We start from the raw sequence: 15,971 nt of genomic DNA, 5'->3' as shown, positions 1-15,971 counted from the left end.
TGAGCCGCCCTTAGCCCTCAACCCTTGCCTTCGTCCTCGCCACCCGCGTTCGGCTTCCGCAGCAAACTGCCCGCCATCCCTGCAATCAAACCCGCCCCCAGCAACAACACCACCCAGAGCAAAGGCCGGGTCCAGTCGAATGGCGCCGCCGGCGAACTCAGCGCTTCGCGTCCGCCCAGCTCCTGTCCGGGACCCAATGTCGTTTCGTCAGGCCGCCACGCCGCGCCTTCGCTCTTACGCAAGGCCGTCACCGCATCGCCGACGGGCCACGCCGGACGCCGCTCGCGCGCACTGCCCACCAGCAACCGATACGGCCCCTTGCCTTCGGGCAGGAAGACGAAGCGATCCGGCCGCCAGCCCACCGACAGATGCGGCGCTTCGCGCAGCGGCGTCGCCGAATGCAGACGCAGCAGATCGCGGCGGCGCGCATTCACCTCGAGCGGCCGACGACCTTCCGTACCATCCGGGGTGACGACGAGCGTGCCCAGCGCCTCGCTGCTCATCGTGCCCTCGACCGCCGATGCATCCAGACGGGCCACACTGTCGCTCTTACCCAGGGTGACTCGCACGGCGCTCAGCGGTAACGCGGCCGGCAAGCGATAGTCGTAATCGACGCCCTGCCCGCTGCTCTTCGTGTCACCGACGGGAACGTCCAGCCAGAGCAGCTTCGCTTCGTCCTTTGCCGCCGCGTCTTCGACACTTCCCGACAAGGTGACGGACGACGTGCCGTCGACCGCCCACGGTGCTTCGCCGCTCATCACACGGACGCGGTAGTAACGCGCCGGCGAACCGGACAGTTTGATCACGCGCGCATCCACCGCGCCATCGCCCTTGCCGAGCGTCACGATCGACGCGCCGCGCACGCGCGTGTTCCAGTCCTGCAAGTCGTTACTGGTATCGACGTCGACGCCGAGGTTCACGTCGTGGTCGATCGCCGCAAACTCCAGGCGCTCCGGCGCGATCGCCGAGCGCGCGTCGAACAGCCAGACGCGCGGCGTGGCGGTCGGCGCCACCGGACCCGGCTCGATCACGATGTCGCCGTTGGTGCTGCGCTGGATGCGCGCACCAGGCACGCCGTCCACCGCGGCGGGCACGGCGCGCAACGGCGCGTCGAGCGTCACGGGATGCGACGTGGGCGCCGCGGCGGTGTACGGGCCGGCGGCGACCTGCCGCCCCTCCGCATCGACCACGACGACATCGGCGAGCCCGGCATCGCGCGATGCCCACGCGTACGCGTCCTGAGGCAGTTCGACGAGGTAGGCCTTGCCACCCTGCGGCGCGACGATCGGCCAAGAATAGGCGAATGCCTCGGGCACCTCGGCACGGGCGCCCACGGCAAACAGACCGAGAACAAGCAAACAACCCACATCACGACGCATGCGGTGACTCCGGAGCGATGACCGCGCCCTCTTTGGGCGGCGCGGGAGCGAGATAGCCGATAACCGTGCACAGCAGGCCATAGGCGATAAATGACGCGATGCCGAACAGGTTGCCCAGATGTCCGCGATCCACCAGCAGCAGCTTCAGCAGCACCACGGCCATCGTGCCCGCACCGGCCATCCACAGCAGGCGCTGGCCGCGGCGCGAACCTAGCACCCAGGCGACGACACCGATCACGCTCCAGACCACGGTGAGCGAGAGTTCGGCAAGACTGGACGAAGGCATCGACGAATCCCACGGCACGCCGCCAAGGTGATGCACGGCGCGCAGCGTCATGCTGGTCGCGACGATGAAGAAGGCGGCCGCGAGCGCAGCGGGCCGCGTGCGCCTGATCGCCGACGGAACGGCCTCGTCGGAAATCGCACGTGCGGTAAACAGAAGCACCGCGATGAGCAGAAGATCCAGCGGATTGAGGACGGGAACGAAGGGCAACGGCTGCGGACTGCCCGCGGCGGTGAGTGCGATCAGGCCGACGACGGCCATCGCCAGCACCATCGCGCCCCCGACACTGACGCGGATTTCGCGCAGGTAAATCGCCAGTGGCGACGCAAGCAGACGAGGCCACCACGCCGTGATTGCCGCGATCAAAAGGGTCGGCACCGAACAGGCGACGATCTGCCAGCCCTGCCCCACGCCCGCCACATGATCCAGCGCGAGCCCGATGGACAAGGTGAACAGGGCCAGCCAGCGAAGCCACCAGACGGTGCTGGTCGCCACGCCGGCGACACGGTGCGTACCTTCGCCGCGCATCGCGAGCCAGCCGGTCACCGCCATGACGACGACTGCACCCAGGGGCCAACCGGCGAGCCATTGCACTCGCTCGTTGGCGCCTTGCAGCACGATCAGCAGCGAGAACAGGAAGGACAGCGGCACCGAGAATGCCAGCACGGCGCCGAGATCCAGCTTGCGTGTCCGCGGGCAGGCTTCCGCGAGCAACCAGCCGGTCACGCCGACCAGCGCGAGCCATGCGGCATCCACGTTCGCCGGGATGCCTGTGTCACCGGCATCGCGCACGAATCGCCCGATTTCATTGCCGAAACCCACGAACCACCAGAGGCCCGCCCAGAGCAGGAGACCGACCCGCGCGAGACTGGAAACGCCCCGGGACGTGCCATGACGATCGAACTGCCATACCCCCACACCCGCGCCGACCACGAGCAGCAAGCTGCCGATGAACTCGGGATTGAGGAAGGCGGTGTCCCGGTAGCGTGTGCGGAACGCAAGAGCCAGGCACCAGGCCACGCCAGCGACAAGTTGCAGGAACACACCCGACCAGCGCGGCAGCCGACGTTCCTGCCGGAAGCCGAGCCAGATCAGGCCCGCGCCTTCGAGCGCGAAGACACTGGCGGTCACAGCGGCACTCAGCGCCAACGGCACCGCGATCGTCGCGAAGGCCACGGCCAGGACGGCCCAGGTTTCACGCAGCAGGCCCATATCCTCGCGTTTGCGGATGGCGAACGCGATGGCGATATAAAGGCCCGCGGCGATCAGCGCGGAGATGGCCAGCGACATCGGCTCCCAGTCGAGCAACGCGCCCTGCAAGAGCAGGCTGGCGATCGGATTGCCGAACATCAGGCAGCCGTCGAGGATGGCGCGGCGACCCTTCGGCGAGCGCAGCACGTGCAGCCACGGCACCACGAGAAAGAGCAGGAAGTGGAAGATGAGGAACGGCTCGGTGCTTTCGAACAGCGACGGGCTGTACTTCAGCACGCCCCACGCGGTGCCGACACCGAAGGTGGCGACGAAGCCGAGCACGTTGAGCACGCGCCACGCCTTTTTCCATGCGATGCCGAGAATGCCCAGGTTGAGCACCGCGTAATAGCTGAAAAGCGCGACGTGATTGCCCTGCCCCGACGATGCCATGATCGGCGCGGCGAAGCCGGCGATCAGTCCGAGCACGGCCAGCGCCAGCGCATCCTGCAGCACCGCCAGCACACCCATACCCGCGACAAAGATCAGCAGCAGTGCGAACGTCGGACCCGCATCGAGCAGACCATAAAGTCGGTACGCGGCGAACACGATCATCACCAGCACACCCAGGCCGCCGCCCTGCAAGGCCAGCCCGAACGAACGCCGTTTCTCGCGCTGCACCCAGCCAAACGCCACGCCAGCGATCGCCACCAGCGCCACGATGCTCAGCCGTACCGATACCGGCACCCGGAGCAAGCCGTTATCCGAGGCGTATTTCAGGAACGCGCCCACGCCGGCGATCAACACCAGCATGCCGACCTTCACCGGCACGTTACCCTCGGTAAACCAGCGCTTGCCCGCCTCGATCCACCGATCGACCAACGAAGGCCCGACTGGCTCAACGGGCACGGAGGGCTCGCGGGACACTGCCGGTTCACCCGATGTCCCCGGCTCCTGCGTGGCGCCAACCCTGTTGGCGATCGGGGCCTGCGAAACCGCCCCAGGCACCGACAAAGGCACCGGCGGCGGCCGTGAAGAAAAGCCCCCCGGCTGGCCCTCCGGTCCCGCAACAGGCACCGGAGGTCGCGGCATCCGCACCGGATCGGCGTCAGGCCAGTCCGCCGGCGTCAGTGGCTTCGGCGTCGCGGACGTTGACTCCGCCGCGCCCGGACTCACCGCATCCAGCCGCGTCCGCAGTGCATCCAGCTCATCGCGAAATTGCGACTGCCGCCCCAGTAACCAGCCGATGACAGCCCCCGCGACGGCGCCGGTCCACCCCTGATCGACAAGGGCGCCGATCACCGCGCAGACAATGGCCCAGATGACGTACATACCGTTGGTCTCTCCGTAACATCCTGTGTGACGGGCGGAGTCTGGCATGAATGCCAGACGCGTAGGAGCGCGCCCCGCGCGTGTAGGAGCGCGCCCCGGAGGGGGTGATGTGCGTTATTTCACCGGCTGGGTCTGCAGCACCGGGGCGTCTCCGATCACATCGGTGCCCTGCGGGGGGACGAACTCGAACGTGCTGGCCGGCACGGCGGGGTTCTTCTGCCATCCGGCGAACGAAATCTGCGTCGTGTTGCCGAGCTGATCCTTGAAGGCCATGCGGGCGAGGCCGCTGGCGTCGAACCCCAGATCGGCGAAGTCGAACTGGGGGTCCTTCGAGGTGGACTGCAGGCGCAGCCAGACCAGGCCGTCGTGCTCACCCTGCTCGGTGACCTTGAAGTCCTTGTCCATCTGCGACAGGTCGGTCAGCACCGTCAGCGGGCTCTGCGCTTCCTCGCTGCTCTGCTTGCGCACCGTGACCTGCTCCAGGTCGGGGTCGTAGAGCCATACGCGGCTACCGTCGGCGACGATCGTCTGCTTGTACGGCGCCGTGGTCTCCCAGCGGAACTGGCGCGGAGCCTGCAGCGCCAGCGTGCCGGAGCTGACCTTGCCCTGGTCGCCATTGGCGTTGGCCAGGGTCTGGCTGAAACGGCCGGTCAGCGAATGCAGGCCCTTTGAGAACGCATCCAGGCGCTCGCGAGCCGCGCCGGTGGCGGCGAAAGTCGGCAGGCTGAGGAGGGACAGCGTCGCGGCGAGCAGGAGGCGTTTCATGGGATGTCTTCCGTAGGGTTCGGCGCGATTGTCAGCGATCGGTTTCGAACAGCGACTTAAGCATGTCGATGGCTTCTCCCGGCGAGATCTCGCCGGCCTCCATCTTCTCGCTGATGTCGGCGATGGCCTTACCGTCGCGGTGCCAGAAAGGCGCATCGCGGGTGGCCGTGTGTGCGGGGCGCGCTTCCTGACCCAGCACGACGATCTCGGCGATCTCGGTCTGTTCGGCGAAGATCACTTCCAGCGCGTCGTCGACCTCGGCGGTGTGTCCGCTCGGGTACTCGCGCGTGACGAAACAGGCGCGGCCGTCGTCGGCGCGCAGCTCCAGACCCGGGATGGACGGATTGAGTTCGAACACGCTCGTGACTTCGTCGAGCACCTCGGCCGTGGGCACGAGGTCGCCGGTGACGAGCAGGCTCCAGGGGCGCTGACGTAGCGCGCCCGGTTTCATGGTGTTCATGGGGCGATTAATCCTTGGGGGGCGGCGGCGCCAGCACTTCACGGTTACCGTTGTGCTGCGGGGCGCTGACGATGCCTTCCTGCTCCATCTGTTCGACGAGGCGGGCGGCGCGGTTGTAGCCGATACGCAGATGACGCTGCACGCCGGAGATGGACGCGCGACGCGTCTCCGTCACCACGCGCACGGCGCGGTCGTAGAGAGCGTTGTCGCTGTCGCCGTCACCGTCGGCGTCCTGCGGAAGACCGGCGTCGTTAATGATCTTGCCATCGGCGGTGGACTGGACTTCTTCCAGCACGCCTTCGATGTAATTGGGCGCACCCTGCGCACGCAGCCACTCGACGACGTTGTGCACCTCGTGGTCGTCCACGAAGGCACCGTGCACGCGCTCCGGCGTGGCCGTACCCGGCGGGAGGTAGAGCATGTCACCGTGACCGAGCAGCGCTTCGGCGCCGGACTGGTCGAGGATGGTGCGCGAGTCGATCTTGGACGACACCTGGAACGCGATACGCGTCGGGATGTTCGCCTTGATCAGACCGGTGATGACGTCGACCGACGGACGCTGCGTGGCGAGGATCAGATGCACACCCGCCGCACGCGCCTTCTGCGCCAGACGCGCGATCAGCTCTTCGACCTTCTTGCCGACGATCATCATCATGTCGGCGAACTCGTCGATGATGATGACGATGTGCGGCAGCGGCTCGAGCGGATCGGCCGTCATCGACGGCATGTCGGGGTTGGCGCGGAAAAGCGGGTCGAGCAGCGGCTGACCGCTGTTCTCCGCGTCCTTCACCTTCTTGTTGAAGCCACCGAGGTTACGCACGCCCACCGCGGCCATGAGCTTGTAGCGGCGCTCCATCTCGGCGACGCACCAGCGCAGCGCGTTGGCGGCTTCCTTCATGTCGGTGACGACCGGCGCCAGCAGATGCGGGATGCCCTCGTAGACCGAGAGCTCCAGCATCTTCGGATCGATCATGATCATCCGCACGTCCCTGGCGCTCGACTTGTACAACAAGCTGAGCACCATGGCGTTGACCGCCACGGACTTACCGGAACCGGTGGTACCGGCGACGAGCAGGTGGGGCATCTTGGCGAGGTCGGTGACCACGGCCTTGCCGCCGATGTCCTTGCCGAGGGCGAGCGCCAGCGGCGACTTCACCTGGTCGTAGCGCTCGGAACGAAGGATTTCCGAGAGGTAGACGATCTGCTTCTTGGTGTTCGGGATTTCCAGGCCGATGACGTTCTTGCCCGGAATGACGTCGACCACGCGCACGCTGACCACGGACAGCCCGCGCGCGATGTCCTTGTCCAGGCTGGAGACCTGGCTGCCGCGTACGCCCGCGGCGGGTTCGAGCTCGAAGCGGGTGATGACCGGGCCGGGATAGACGCCGACCACACGCGCTTCGACACGGAAGTCCTTGAGTTTCAGCTCCACCTGGCGCGACAGCACCTCGAGGGTCTCCTCGGAGTAGCCGGGACCCTGCGGCGGCGCTTCGTCCAGCAGCGACAGCGGCGGGATCTCACCCTCGATGGACGCGCCGGTGAACAGCGGGATCTGGTTCTCGCGGGACGCACGCTCGCTCTTGACCACCATGGGGGTGGGCGTCTCGATACGTACGGGCTCGCGTCTGGCCTGCTTGACGGCCTCGGCCTTCTTCACCACTTCGCGCTCGGCGCGTGCGGTGCGGGCCGCCATGACGTCCGGCGCGCGGCGCATCTTGCCGCCGAACCAGCCGCCCAGTCGCACCACGCCCTGCCCCGTCAGGTCCATGAGGCGGAACCATGACAGGCCAGTGGCGAGGGTGACGGCGATGAGGAACAGGGCCAGCAGCAGCAGCGGCGCGCCCTTGTCGCCGAACGCGGCATGCACGCCGCGCCCGACCCACTTGCCGACGATGCCGCCCGGGCCTTCCGGCAACACGGGCGAATCGACGTTCAGATACACCAGCGCGGGGCCGGTGATGAAGAAGAACACGAACCCGATCAGGCGCAGGGACGGCTCCCACGGGGCGACGTTGCGCTCGCCCCGCTGGCGGATCACCTGCACGCCGAGGGCCAGCAGCAGCAGCGGAAAGAAGTACGAGACCAGGCCGAAGATGTAACGGAGCAGATTGGCGATGTTGGCGCCGACCGCACCACCGAAATTGGTGGCGTGCTCGGCGACCCCCATGTGGCCCCAGCTCGGGTCCTGATCGTTGTAGCTGATCAGGCAGACGAGCAGGTACAGGGCGAGCGGGAGCACCAGAAGGGCTCCCGCTTCGCGCAGGCGACGCTTGAGTTCGTCACTCAAGCCTTCGCGTTGGGCCTTGATCTGCGTCCTGGCCTGTTTCTTGACGACTTTCGCGCTGCGCGCCACTTAGCAAACGACCTCGGATCGGGTTTTCGGCATCATGCCACGCCCTGAAGCGCCGGGTGGACGAGCTTGCCGCCCTCGATATTGATGCCGGCGGCCAGCGGACCGTGATCGCGCCACGCGTCGCCGGCGGCCAGGCGCTGCACGTACGGCAGGATGGCGGCCGAAATGGCGGTCGACGAGGTCTGCGGCACGGCGCCCGGCATGTTGGTCACGCAGAAATGCGTCACGCCGTGGACGTCGTAGGTCGGCTCCTTCCAGGTGGTCGGACGCGAGGTCTCGAAGCAGCCGCCCTGGTCGATCGAGATGTCGACGAGCACCGAGCCCTTCTCCATCGTCTTGACCATCTCTTCCGTGACCACGCGCGGCGCCTTGGCGCTGGGGATCAGCACGGCACCGACGACGATGTCGGCGTTGCGGACTTCTTCGGCCACCGAGGACTCATAGGCGTAGAGCGCGGTGACGTTGGGGCCCATGGCCATCATCTCGGCCAGACGGTCCTGGCGCTTGTCGAAGACGACGACGTTGGCACCGGCCGAGGCGGCCAGCGCGGCGGCGTTGCCACCGGCGGCGCCCGCACCCAGCACGACGACCTTGCCGCGCGGTGTGGAGGCCATGCCGCCCAGCAGCTTGCCCTTGCCGCCGTTGGGCTGGTGCAGGAGCGTGGTGCCGATCTGGGTGGCGATGCGGCCGGCGATGACGGACATCGGCAGCAGCAGCGGCAGCACGCCGTTTTCGTCGACGGACTCGAACGCGATACCGGTCAGCCCGATATCCAGCAGGCTCTTGGTCAGCGCCGGCTCGGCGGCCAGGTGCAGGTAGCAGAACAGCAGGTGGTGCTTCTTGAGCAGCTTCAGATCGCCTTCGATCGGCTCCTTGACCTTGACGATCAGCTCGCCCTTTTCATAAAGGGCGGCGGCGTCGGGCACCACGGTGACGCCCAGCACGGCGTAGTCGGCGTCCGTATAACCGGACTTGGTGCCGGCGCCGGACTGGATGAAGACCTCATGGCCACGGCGGACCAGATCGGCCGCGGCGGCCGGAATGAGGGCCACGCGGCCTTCGAGGGTCTTGGTTTCGGAGGGGATACCGATGCGCATCTTGAGGAGGATCCTGAATGAACCGAGAGAAGTCGGACGAACAAAAGCCACCATGCGGGGACATGGGAGGCACCATCATGAAGCGAATGTCTTGAATCGCACCCTCGTCTTCCCCATTCTTCCGGGTCGACAACGATCTTGCGCAACCTCGAAACACGTCGCAGCAAACCTCAAGGATTATACATGAGCACCCCCAAGCACAGCCGTCTGCTGATCCTCGGCTCCGGTCCCGCCGGCTATACCGCCGCCGTCTACGCGGCGCGCGCCAACCTCAAGCCGACGATGATCACCGGCCTGCAGCAGGGCGGTCAGCTGATGACCACCACCGAGGTCGACAACTGGCCCGGTGACGAGAAGGGTGTGCAGGGACCGGAGCTGATGCGCCGCATGGCCGAGCACGCCGAGCGGTTCGAAACCGAGATGGTCTTCGACCACATCCACAGTGTGGACCTGGGCAACCGCCCGTTCCGCCTGAAGGGTGACAGCGGCGAGTACACCGCCGACGCGCTGATCATCACCACCGGCGCCACCGCCAAGTACCTGGGCATCGCCTCGGAAGAGAAGTTCAAGGGCCGCGGCGTGTCCGCCTGCGCCACCTGCGACGGATTCTTCTTCCGCGAGCAGGACGTGGTGGTGGTCGGCGGGGGCAACACCGCGGTCGAAGAAGCCCTGTACCTCGCCAACATCGCCCGCAAGGTGTACCTCGTCCACCGCCGCGACAAGTTCCGTGCGGAAAAGATCATGCAGGACAAGGTCTTCGAGAAGGTCGCGGCCGGCAAGATCGAGCTGCTCTGGAACCACCAGATCGACGAAGTGCTGGGTGACGACTCCGGCGTCAACGGCGTCCGCGTCAAGGACGTCAACACCGGCGCGAAGCGCGACCTCGACGTCCAGGGCTTCTTCGTCGCCATCGGCCACACCCCGGCCACCGGCATCTTCGAAGGTCAGCTCGACATGAAGGACGGCTACATCCAGATCCAGTCGGGCACCCACGGCATGGCCACGGCGACCTCGGTCCCGGGCGTGTTCGCGGCGGGCGACGTGGCCGACCACGTCTACCGCCAGGCGATCACCTCGGCCGGCTTCGGCTGCATGGCCGCACTGGATGCCGAGCGCTGGCTCGACCAGCAGCACCTGCTGACGTGATGGCACCGCCCCGCGCCTCCCGACGCGCGGGGCACCGCGCCGCATGAGCGAGATCCGCTTCCTCGACGGACTCGGCGAGATCCCTGCCGCCGACTGGGATGCGCTCGTGCCCGACGGCAACCCTTTCGTGTCGCATGCGTTTCTCAGCGGCATGGAGACCAAGGGCTGCCTGCGTGAAGATTACGGCTGGAAGCCTTACCACCTTGCCATTTTCGACGGCGGCCGGCTGGTCGCCGCCGCCCCGACCTACCTCAAGGGCAACTCGCACGGCGAGTTCGTCTTCGACTGGAGCTGGGCCTCGGCCTGGGAACGCGCCGGTGGGGACTATTACCCCAAGCTGCTGGTCGCCGCGCCCTACTCTCCCGTGCCCGGTCCGCGCCTGCTAGTGCGTGAGGGCCCCGGGGCCGACATCCATCGCAATCGGCTGACCGCCGCGCTGGTGGACGAAGCCGATCGCCTCGGCCTGTCCTCCATCCACGCCAACTTCCTCGCCGAGGCCGATCTTCACGCCTTCGACGACCGCTGGCTGATCCGGGCGGACTATCAGTTTCATTGGCATAACCGCGGTTATGCCGATTTCGACGGCTTCCTCGATGCGCTGGCGCGCAAGAAGCGCAAGAATATACGACAGGAGCGCGCGCATGCGGCGGCCTCCGGCCTGACCCTGGAAATGCGCGGCGGCGACACGCTGTCCGATGCCGAGTGGAGGCAGATCCATGGCCTCTACGAGCTCACCTTCGACATGAAGGGCAACCATGCCGCACTCACGGCGCGGTTCTTCCAATACCTGGGACGTACGCTCGGTTCGAATGTGCAGGTCGCGCTTGCACGCGACGACCGTGACATCGTAGCGATGGCGCTCTTCCTCCGCAGCGCCGACGCGTTGTATGGACGTTACTGGGGCGCCAGCGTGGAGTTGTCCGGCCTGCATTTCGAGCTCTGCTACTACCGCGGTATCGACTACGCGATCCGCGAGGGTCTGGCGCGTTTCGAACCTGGCGCGCAGGGCGAACACAAACTGGCTCGTGGTTTCCTGCCGACGCTGACCCACTCACGGCATTACATTGCGCATGAAGGTTTCCGCCAGGCCGTGGCCGATGCCCTGGTCCACGAAGCGGCTCACCGCGAAGCCTATAAAGACGAACTGATGACTCACTCGCCTTACGCGGACCGATGATCCAGCTGCCACAACTGCATCCCCAGCGCACTGGCCTGTTCCCCGACCCCGAGTCGGCGCTGGCCGAGCCCAACGGCTTGTTGGCGTGGGGTGGCGATCTCTCGGCCGATCGCTTGCTGGCGGCGTATTCGCAGGGCGTCTTCCCCTGGTTCAACGAAGACGAGCCGATCCTCTGGTGGTCGCCCGATCCGCGCTGCGTGTTCCGCACGGACGAAGTCCACATCAGCCGCAGTCTGCGCAAGCAGCTCAACAAGTCGAACTGGCGGATCACCGCGGACACCTCGTTCGCCCGGGTGATGCGTGCGTGCGCGGCGCCGCGTAACGGCCAGCCGGGCACGTGGATCGGACCGGACATGATCGCCGCTTACGAAGAACTGCACCGGCGCGGGCATGCGCATAGCGTCGAAGTGTGGGATCGCGGGTCGCTGGTCGGCGGCATTTACGGTGTGGCCGTGGGGCGCCTGTTTTGCGGCGAGTCGATGTTCAGTGCGCGCACGGGTGGATCGAAGGTAGCGCTGGCGGGCTTATGCGGACTGCTGCATGGCTGGGGGTTTCCGTTTCTGGATGCGCAGGTGACCAACGATCATCTGCTGAGCATGGGAGCGGTGGAGATTCCGAGGCGACCGTTCATCGCGCAGGCGAGGCGCCTGGCGGCGATGCCGGGGAAGGTGGGGAGCTGGATCAGCGAGGCGATTGCGCTGCCTTGACGGGTCGCGGGTCGCGCGCGGGGCGCGCTCCTACACGTGAGCGACGGCGTTAGCGGCGGCGGTGTCCGCTCATCTCCGCGCCGGCATTCTTCGGCAGCAGCAGACACACGGGCGCGGCCAGCAGCGAGACGAAGGTCACCACCAGGAACGCCACGCTGAAGTCCGGCAGCTGCGCATGCTCACGGCCGTGCCAGGTCACCGACACGTGCAAGGCCGCGGCGGCCACGCAGATGCCCAGCGACAGCATCAGCTGCTGGAACGTCGTGTAAAAACTGGTCGCGCTGGAAAAACGCTCGCTGGGCACATCCGCATACGCGACGGTGTTGTACGCGCTGAACTGCAGCGACTGGAAGAACCCGCTGAACAGCAGTACCACGTAGATGATCCACAGCGGCCACTCGGGCCGGAACGCGGCGCACAAGGCCACGCAGACCATCGACAGGACGCCGTTCCAGACGAGCGTCGCGCGGAAACCCCACCAGCGCAGCACCGGCGCCGCGGTCGCCTTCATCAACATCGCGCCCAGTGCGGACACGAAGGTGATCACGCCGCTGTGCGCCGCCGAAAGACCGAAGCCCAGCTGCATCATCAGCGGCAGCAGGAACGGCACCGAACCGGCCGTGATACGCGTCAGCGAGCCTGCGATCACGGACAGGCGGAAGGTGGTGAAACGCATCAGCGACAGGTCGAGGATCGGGTTGGTCGTCCGCTTCGAATGCCATACGTAGATCGCACCGACGATCAGGCCGCCCACCATCAGCCCCGTGGAACCTGCCATCGACGTCGCGCCCCGGCTGGCCATTTCCAGCCCGAACACCAGGCACGACAGCGAGACACCCGACAGCACGAAACCGAGCTTGTCGAAGCGCACCTTGTCCGGAATACGGATGTCGGGAATGAATTTCGTCGCCAGCCACATGCCTGCCAGACCGATCGGCACGTTGATGTAGAAAATCCAGCGCCAGGACACCCAGGTGACGATGAAGCCACCCAGCGGCGGCCCGACCACGGGCCCGATCAGTGCAGGGACCAGCAGCCACGACATCGCGCTGACCAGTTCGGACTTGGGCACCGAACGGAGCAGCACCAGGCGGCCCACCGGCACCATCATGGCGCCGCCGATACCCTGCAGCAGGCGCGACAGCACCAGCAGCGGCAGGTTGCCGGACAGACCGCAGAGAATGGATCCCACCGTGAACAACGCGATGGCGGCGCGGAAGACGTTGCGCGAACCGTAACGATCGGCGATGGCGCCACTGGCCGGGATGAACACGGCGAGGCTGAGCATGTACGAGGTCAGCGCCACACTCATGTGCAGCGGGGAAACGTCGAAGGACTCCGCCATGGCCGGCAGCGCGGTGGCCAGGATGGTGCCGTCCAACTGTTCCATGAACATCGCGCTTGCGATGATCAGGGCAACGGTGCGGAAGCCAGGAGCGGAAGTCATCCGGAAAGGAGCGGCGAGGAAGCGCACAGTTTGCGCCCGCACGCCTCAAAGGTCGAGTGAACGCTTGCTTAGAAACGAGCGGTCCTGTCCGGTGACGGGGTCGACGAAGCGCAGTTCGCGGGCAAGCAGCCGCAGCGGCTCGCTGAAGTCCGCGGGCTCATCGCGCAGTTCGGGATACACGTGATCGCCCAGAATCGGCGCACCCAGCGCGGCCATGTGCAGACGTAACTGGTGCTTGCGTCCGGTCACCGGCTGCAGCCGATAACGCCAGCAGTGTTCGCCTCGCTCCAGCACCTCGACGCGGGTGCGCGCATTGGGCTCGCCGTCGGCTTCGCGGACGCGGAAGAAAGGTTCACCGCGCTCGATCCGGCTTTCCCGGACGTGCGGAAAAACGAGGTCCGGCAGAGGGGCGGCCAGCGCCTCATAAACCTTGCCGATCCGGCGTTCGCGGAACAGGCGTGTATAGGCGTCCCGGCTCTCCGCCCGGGCCGAGAACACGACCAGCCCGGCGGTGCCCCGGTCCAGCCGATGCAGCGCGACCAGCACCGGGTTATCCAGCCGGCGCATCAGGCGTACGGAAAGGGTCTCCTCGACGAAACGACCGGCCGGCATCGTGGGCAGGAAGTGGGGCTTGTCGGCCACGACGAGGTCGTCGTCGGCATGGACGATGGTTTCCTCGAAGGGAATGGTCGGCTCCGCCAGCACCTCGCGGCGGTAGGCCAGCCTGGTACCCGGCCGGTAGGGCGCGAGCCGGTCGATCGCCACGCCGTCGATCTCCACCATGCCGCGCTCCATGCGGTCGATCCAGACCGGACGGCCGATCGCCGGGAAGCGCTCGCACAGGAAATCCAGCACCGAAGGCCACGCGCCGGCGGGCAGGACGAGTCGGCTGGGCGGAAGCGGTTCCATCGTAAGATTATATCCCTCAACTCGTTCGCCTCACGGCCGCCATATACTGTGTCTTCCTCCCTCCCCAGCCTCGAGGCTTCCCCGTGATCGGCCGGTTTTTCAGGAAGTGGTTCGGCGCTCGCGGCGCGACTCCCCCGGCGGCGGCCAGCAACGCATGGCCGCTTGTGTCTGCGCCCGCGCCGGTTGCCGACGAAGGGGTGGAGGCGATCGTCGAGGTGCCCGCCGGCGCGCTGCCGGCCGACGAGGTGGAAGACCGTTTTTACCGGTTGATCCTCTCGGCGGCGCCATCGTTCGAACCCGCCATGACGCCGGCCGAGCAGAGCCTGCTGCGCCGCCTGAAGGACGTCTTCGGCGGCGAACGTTTCGACGTCGGCCTGCTGCCCCGGTTGCCCTCGGTCGTGCCGCAGCTGATGCGCTCACTGCGCAGCGACGACACCGACAGCCGCATGCTGGCCGAACAGGTCTCCCGCGACAGCGTACTGGTCGGCGAAATCATCCGCGTGGCCAACAGCGCTTTCTTCCGTTCGACCAAACCCGTGACGGGCCTGCAGCAGGCGATCACGCTGCTCGGCCAGAACGGCCTGCGCCGGGTGGTCATGCAACTGGTGATGCGGCCGATCCTGCGCACGGGCGAAAACGGCATCCACCATGCCGGCGAACGACTGTGGGAGCACGCCGAGCGCTGCGCCCGCGCCTGTTCCCATCTGGGCCGTCCGGCCTGCGACCCCTTCGAGGCCTTTCTGGCCGGACTGGTCAGCCATACGGGCTCCCAGGCCATCCTGGCCGAGCTCGAGAAATACGGCGACGCGGTACCGCAGTACAGCCGCTCGTTCATCGCCGCGCTGGCCGAGCAGATGGAGCGCCTGTCGCTGCATGCGGCGCGGCACTGGGACTTCCCATCCCGCGTGGTGCAGGCCCTGTCCGAGCGCGCCGATCCCGCCGACGCGGGCGCGCGCACGCCGCTGGGCCGCGCCCTGATCGCGGCCAGTCGCGTGGCGATGATCGACGTCCTCATCGACCAGGGCGGAGCCGAGGCCGATGCCGTGCTGCTGGCCGTGCCCGGCCAGAGCTTCACCCAGGCTCAGCTGGTGGAGTGTCAGGAAGCCGTGCGGGCGGCCAATACGGTCGAGGCTTAACGGGTCGTCGCTTTCACGTCCGCCCAGAGCTGATCCGCCAGCTGGGTCGACGCACCGTCGATCAGGCGCGGCACCAGCGTATCCAGGCGCGGCGCGTCCGGCTGTACCGGCAGCGACTGCTGAATGCGATAGGCCTTCGCCGTCACCACGCCACGATTGACGATTCGGCAGTTCACCGCGAGGGTGAGAGTGGCGGCCGGCGGCTCAGCCTCGGCGGCGACCGATGTGGCTGTCTCCAGCCCACGGCAGTTGATGATCAGGTCGGTGATGTACTTCGGCTGCAGTGTCGTACGCAGGCGGGCCTCGACGGCCGTGGCGATGTCCGGGCTGACCTGAACCTTGGGCTTGCCCTCGAGCCCGGAAACGACGACGACGCTTTCACCGCGGTTTTCGACAGTGAGCCACGGCGACGCCGGGCTGGCGGACACCAGGCGACTCATGTCGCTCTCGATCATCGACTTGCCGCCACAGCCGGACAGCGCCAGGGCCGCGGCGGCGGCCAATACGTGCTTGATCACAGACAAACCCCGAATTCCCCCGATACAACCTCCCAATTTACCGGGCGAAACCACCGTCGGCAACCCGGACAACG

At 66.9% G+C, this 15,971-nt stretch carries 13 protein-coding genes; 4 read left to right on the top strand and 9 right to left on the bottom strand.

Translation table 11 applies throughout. From position 1 onward, the window contains the following. Positions 1-17 precede the first annotated feature (17 nt). From J2X57_RS00235 to J2X57_RS00210, 6 genes are all read right to left on the bottom strand, one after another. Positions 18-1,379 (bottom strand): DUF3999 family protein, encoded by a 1,362-nt coding sequence (locus J2X57_RS00235; protein ID WP_309862387.1) that lies wholly within the window; start codon positions 1,377-1,379, stop codon positions 18-20. Next, a complete protein-coding gene (locus J2X57_RS00230) occupies positions 1,369-4,182 on the bottom strand; it encodes a DUF2339 domain-containing protein (RefSeq protein WP_309862384.1) in 2,814 nt (937 codons plus the stop codon). The genes J2X57_RS00235 and J2X57_RS00230 overlap by 11 nt, the downstream gene beginning before the upstream one ends. Positions 4,183-4,296: 114 nt before the next feature. Further along, a complete protein-coding gene (gene lolA, locus J2X57_RS00225) occupies positions 4,297-4,947 on the bottom strand; it encodes an outer membrane lipoprotein chaperone LolA (protein WP_036112657.1) in 651 nt (216 codons plus the stop codon). A gap of 31 nt (positions 4,948-4,978) precedes the next feature. Then, positions 4,979-5,407 (bottom strand): hypothetical protein, encoded by a 429-nt coding sequence (locus tag J2X57_RS00220; protein WP_036112654.1) that lies wholly within the window; start codon positions 5,405-5,407, stop codon positions 4,979-4,981. A gap of 7 nt (positions 5,408-5,414) precedes the next feature. After that, a complete protein-coding gene (locus J2X57_RS00215; protein WP_309862371.1) occupies positions 5,415-7,694 on the bottom strand; it encodes a DNA translocase FtsK 4TM domain-containing protein in 2,280 nt (759 codons plus the stop codon). Between the two features lie 98 nt (positions 7,695-7,792). Beyond that, positions 7,793-8,857: an alanine dehydrogenase gene (locus J2X57_RS00210; protein ID WP_309862368.1), complete on the bottom strand. Its 1,065-nt coding sequence runs from the start codon at positions 8,855-8,857 to the stop codon at positions 7,793-7,795. Positions 8,858-9,040: 183 nt separating this feature from the next. Here J2X57_RS00210 and trxB point away from each other — a divergent pair, with 183 nt between their 5' ends. Genes trxB through aat form a run of 3 tightly spaced genes read left to right on the top strand, consistent with a single transcriptional unit; the run spans position 9,041 to position 11,887 of the window. Continuing rightward, positions 9,041-10,003: a thioredoxin-disulfide reductase gene (gene trxB / locus J2X57_RS00205; RefSeq protein ID WP_036112649.1), complete on the top strand. Its 963-nt coding sequence runs from the start codon at positions 9,041-9,043 to the stop codon at positions 10,001-10,003. Between the two features lie 43 nt (positions 10,004-10,046). Continuing rightward, on the top strand, positions 10,047-11,180 hold the full coding sequence (locus J2X57_RS00200) for a GNAT family N-acetyltransferase (protein ID WP_309862363.1): 1,134 nt from the start codon (positions 10,047-10,049) through the stop codon (positions 11,178-11,180). Further along, positions 11,177-11,887 (top strand): leucyl/phenylalanyl-tRNA--protein transferase, encoded by a 711-nt coding sequence (aat, locus tag J2X57_RS00195; protein WP_036112640.1) that lies wholly within the window; start codon positions 11,177-11,179, stop codon positions 11,885-11,887. Before J2X57_RS00200 ends, aat begins: the two co-directional genes overlap by 4 nt. Before the next feature lie 49 nt (positions 11,888-11,936). Here aat and J2X57_RS00190 read toward each other — a convergent pair whose 3' ends face one another. Both J2X57_RS00190 and J2X57_RS00185 read right to left on the bottom strand, forming a co-directional pair. After that, entirely contained in the window at positions 11,937-13,334 is a 1,398-nt protein-coding gene (locus J2X57_RS00190) for an MFS transporter (protein ID WP_051943556.1), read from the bottom strand. A 45-nt stretch (positions 13,335-13,379) separates the two neighbouring features. After that, positions 13,380-14,243: a pseudouridine synthase gene (locus J2X57_RS00185; protein ID WP_309862359.1), complete on the bottom strand. Its 864-nt coding sequence runs from the start codon at positions 14,241-14,243 to the stop codon at positions 13,380-13,382. Between the two features lie 83 nt (positions 14,244-14,326). Between J2X57_RS00185 and J2X57_RS00180 the strand changes: the two genes are divergently transcribed. Further along, positions 14,327-15,379, top strand: a complete 1,053-nt coding sequence (locus J2X57_RS00180; protein ID WP_309862356.1) for an HDOD domain-containing protein — start codon at positions 14,327-14,329, stop codon at positions 15,377-15,379. Here the strand turns inward: J2X57_RS00180 and J2X57_RS00175 are convergent. Continuing rightward, a complete protein-coding gene (locus J2X57_RS00175; protein ID WP_309862353.1) occupies positions 15,376-15,903 on the bottom strand; it encodes a hypothetical protein in 528 nt (175 codons plus the stop codon). The two genes, J2X57_RS00180 and J2X57_RS00175, sit on opposite strands and share 4 nt — an antisense overlap. Positions 15,904-15,971: the final 68 nt, after the last annotated feature.

The sequence above is a fragment of the Luteibacter sp. 1214 genome (assembly GCF_031455395.1).
GTDB classification, from domain to species: domain Bacteria; phylum Pseudomonadota; class Gammaproteobacteria; order Xanthomonadales; family Rhodanobacteraceae; genus Luteibacter; species Luteibacter mycovicinus.
Note: the sequence above shows the minus strand (reverse complement) of the source record. Positions and strands in the feature narration are given on the sequence as shown.

Bases quoted from the DNA above. Each gene is read 5' to 3' on its own strand.
- J2X57_RS00220 (WP_036112654.1), bottom strand. From the start codon at position 5,407: ATGAACACCATGAAACCGGGCGCGCTACGTCAGCGCCCCTGGAGCCTG.
- J2X57_RS00200 (WP_309862363.1), top strand. From the start codon at position 10,047: ATGAGCGAGATCCGCTTCCTCGACGGACTCGGCGAGATCCCTGCCGCC.
- J2X57_RS00210 (WP_309862368.1), bottom strand. From the start codon at position 8,857: ATGCGCATCGGTATCCCCTCCGAAACCAAGACCCTCGAAGGCCGCGTG.
- lolA (WP_036112657.1), bottom strand. From the start codon at position 4,947: ATGAAACGCCTCCTGCTCGCCGCGACGCTGTCCCTCCTCAGCCTGCCG.
- J2X57_RS00235 (WP_309862387.1), bottom strand. From the start codon at position 1,379: ATGCGTCGTGATGTGGGTTGTTTGCTTGTTCTCGGTCTGTTTGCCGTG.
- trxB (WP_036112649.1), top strand. From the start codon at position 9,041: ATGAGCACCCCCAAGCACAGCCGTCTGCTGATCCTCGGCTCCGGTCCC.
- J2X57_RS00185 (WP_309862359.1), bottom strand. From the start codon at position 14,243: ATGGAACCGCTTCCGCCCAGCCGACTCGTCCTGCCCGCCGGCGCGTGG.
- J2X57_RS00190 (WP_051943556.1), bottom strand. From the start codon at position 13,334: ATGACTTCCGCTCCTGGCTTCCGCACCGTTGCCCTGATCATCGCAAGC.
- aat (WP_036112640.1), top strand. From the start codon at position 11,177: ATGATCCAGCTGCCACAACTGCATCCCCAGCGCACTGGCCTGTTCCCC.
- J2X57_RS00230 (WP_309862384.1), bottom strand. From the start codon at position 4,182: ATGTACGTCATCTGGGCCATTGTCTGCGCGGTGATCGGCGCCCTTGTC.